We start from the raw sequence: 3,186 nt of genomic DNA, 5'->3' as shown, positions 1-3,186 counted from the left end.
ACCTCGCCCGGCTTCTTCCCCAAGATGATCATGGCCAGAACCTCGTCCACGGTCACGTCAGCTTTGTCGACCGTCCCGACGAGCTTCCCCTGCAGCATGACGCTGATCCGGTCGGCCAGGTCGTACACGTCGTGGATGTCGTGGCTGATGAGGAAGATGCCGATACCTTCCTGCTGCAGCTGCTTCACCAGCTCGGTGACCTGCTTGGTCTCCGCGGGGCCAAGGGCCGCGGTCGGCTCGTCCATGATCAGGATCCGGGCATTGAAGTGGACGGCTCGGGCGATCGCCACGGATTGTCGCTGGCCGCCCGAGAGCGACTGAACCGGAACGACGAACGTCTTGAACTTCGGGTTGAGCCGGTTCATCAACTTCCGAGTCGCATCCTCCATGGCGCTGTCGTCGAGGTTCCCGAAACGTGTCGTCACCTCCCGTCCGAGGAACACGTTCCCGGGGGCATCGATGTTGTCCGCAAGCGCCAGCGTCTGGTAGATCGTCTCGATCCCGAGGGCTTTCGCGTCCCTCGGGCTCGCGATCGTCACCGGCTCGCCGTCGATGAAGATCTCCCCCGAGTCGGCCGGTTGCGCCCCCGAGAGGGTCTTGATGAGCGTCGTCTTGCCGGCGCCGTTGCCGCCGACCAGGCCGACGACCTCGCCCGGGTACAGGTCGACCGTGACGCCGTCGACAGCGTGGACGCCGCCGAAGGCGACTCGGATGTCACGCAGCTCCGCGAGGGGCACGCGCTCGGGCACGGCGTCGCTCATCTAGCCCCTCACCTTCCGACGGCGGTTGATGGTGTCGAAGGCCACCGCGGCGACCAGGACGATGCCGGCGACGATGTCCTGGATCGGCGCGGACAGGCCGATGAAGCTCAAGCCGTAGGCGAGTGACGACATCACCAGCGCGCCCAGGACGGCTCCCGGGATCGTCCCGATCCCGCCCGCGAACGACGTGCCGCCGATCACCGCCGCCGCGATCACGTAGAGCTCGTATCCCTCACCGAGATCGAGGGTGGCGCCGTCGAGCCGAGCGGTGGCGATCGCGGCGCTGATGGCACAGAGCACCCCCATCAAGATGAAGGTCTTCATGATCGTCCATTTCGTGTTGATGCCGGCGAGCTCCGTGGCCTCCGGGTTGCCGCCGATCGCATAAACGTACCGACCGAACCGCCGGCGGGTCGCGAGGAAGGTCATCACGATGATGACGCCGATGAGGACGATCACGGGCCACGGGACACCCGCCGGGAGTCCGCCTGCGGGGATCGTGGTGCCGGTCTCCTCGGCGTGCCGCTCGGCCAGCGCCTCCGGCCACTTGTAGGCGTTGAAGATCCAGATCAAGCCCAGAACGGCGGCGCAGCCGAAGCCCGCGACCATGGTCTCCGCCCACATCGGGCGTAGCGGGAAGCCGAACCTCCGCCGTTGCCGCCGGTTCAACACGACGAAGACGACGATCGCGGCGCAGAGCACGACGCCGAGTACCCAGCTCAGCGTCCCGCCGATCGAACCCTCGGGACCGCCGCCGAGCAGCCGGAACGTGGGATCGACGGGCGAGATGGTCACGCCCTTGGTGACCGCCCACGTGGCGCCGCGGAAGGCGAGCAGGCCCCCGAGGGTGACGACGAACGAGGGGACCCCGATGTACGCGATGATGAACCCCTGCAGTCCGCCGATCGCAGCGCCGAGCGCGATACCCGCAGCCAGCGCGATGATCCACATGAGCGGATGGTCGAAGCCGATCCACCCGGGGAGGACGTTGTGCATCAGCTGGGCGTAGGTCATGGCCACCACGCCCACGATCGATCCGACCGACAGATCGATGTTGCGCGAGACGATGATCAGGGTCATCCCGGTCGCGATGATCGCGATGGATACGGACTGCACGGCCAGGTTCACGAGGTTGACCGGTTCGAGGAACCTGCCGTTGGTCTTGATGCCGAAGCCGATGAGGATCACGGCGAGGGCGAGCACCATCCCGAAGACGCGGAAATCGATCTCCAGATCGCCGAGGAGGCGACCGAACCGCCGAGGACCCCCCTCCCTCTCGACCTTTGTGAGGGTGGTATCGGGGGCGTCAGAGACCTGGGTCATGGGCCCACTCCACGATCGGCCGCACACGTGCGCCCTGCGCCGAGGCTACCCGACGCAGGGCACACGGTCGAATCCAGGCGAAGGTCCGTTACCCGCAGACATCCACCGTCCCGGGCTCGACCCCGGCGCACACGATGTCCTCTGTCACCCAGCCAAGGTCGATCACGAGGTTCAGGTTGTCCCGGGTGATCGGGGTCGGCTTGAGGACGATCGACTGCACCTCGATCCCGCCGGGCGTCGTGAACGGCTGCGCCTCGACGCCCGCCTCGGGCGCCACGTGGTCCTGGAGATCGTCCGGTGCCACGATGTCTTCGAGGGCGACGCCATCTGCCAGCTGCACCGCGACCTCACCCGCAGTCTGCCCGAGCGCGAACGCGTCCTTCCACACCGACACCAACTGGGTACCGAGCGCCACCCGGTTCAGCGCGGGGTCGTCACCGTCCTGGCCTGTGACGGGCACGGTCCCCGCGAGACCCACCGCGTCGAGCGCGGCGACGACACCGGTCGCCATGCTGTCGTTCTCGGAGATGACCCCGTCGATCTCATTGTTGTTCGCGGCCAAGCAGGCCTCCATCATGGCGAGCGCGTTCTCCGTGGCCCAGTCGTCGTTGTAGTCCTCACAGACGATGTCGATGCCCGGGAACTGATCGAGGATCGGGGTCATCCCTCCGCGCAGGAAGTCGGCGTTCGGGTCGGCGGAGTGCCCCTTGACGATCGCGTAGTTGCCCTCGGGCACCACGGCGGTGATCTCCTCCGCCATGATCGTTCCGACCTGCTCGTTGTTGAACGTGATGTAGAACGCGTTCTCGTCCTCGATCAGCCGGTCATACCCGATCACGGGGATGCCCGCCTCCGTCGCCCTCGTAACTGCCGGCAGGATCGCTTCGGCGTCCTTCGCGAGGAGGATCAGCACATCGGCACCCTGGTTGATCAGGCTGTCGACGTCCGCGAGCTGCTGCTCCGACGAGTCGTTGGCGTCGGTCTCGATCACCGTTCCGCCGGCGGCCTCGACCGCCTCGATGATCGCCGGCCCATCTGCCTTTGCCCAGCGGGGCTGAGCGTAGTTGGTCCAGGAGATGCCGACGACGAGATCCTCCTCGCC

General features: G+C 66.7%; 3 protein-coding genes. All 3 read right to left on the bottom strand.

The genetic code is table 11. From position 1 onward, the window contains the following. On the bottom strand, nucleotides 1-761 hold a 761-nt coding region (locus VFI59_08370; protein HET6713709.1), incomplete at its 3' end, for an ATP-binding cassette domain-containing protein. Continuing rightward, nucleotides 762-2,084, bottom strand: a complete 1,323-nt coding sequence (locus VFI59_08365) for a sugar ABC transporter permease (GenBank protein HET6713708.1) — start codon at nucleotides 2,082-2,084, stop codon at nucleotides 762-764. Nucleotides 2,085-2,172: 88 nt separating this feature from the next. Beyond that, a partial coding sequence (locus VFI59_08360; protein ID HET6713707.1) for a substrate-binding domain-containing protein occupies nucleotides 2,173-3,186 on the bottom strand: 1,014 nt, incomplete at its 5' end.

The sequence above is a fragment of the Actinomycetota bacterium genome, from assembly GCA_035697485.1.
Classification (GTDB): Bacteria; Actinomycetota; UBA4738; order UBA4738; family HRBIN12; genus JAOUEA01.
Note: the sequence above shows the minus strand (reverse complement) of the source record. Positions and strands in the feature narration are given on the sequence as shown.

Excerpts from the sequence above, each read along its gene's own strand:
- VFI59_08365 (HET6713708.1), bottom strand. The coding sequence starts at position 2,084 with ATGACCCAGGTCTCTGACGCCCCCGATACCACCCTCACAAAGGTCGAG.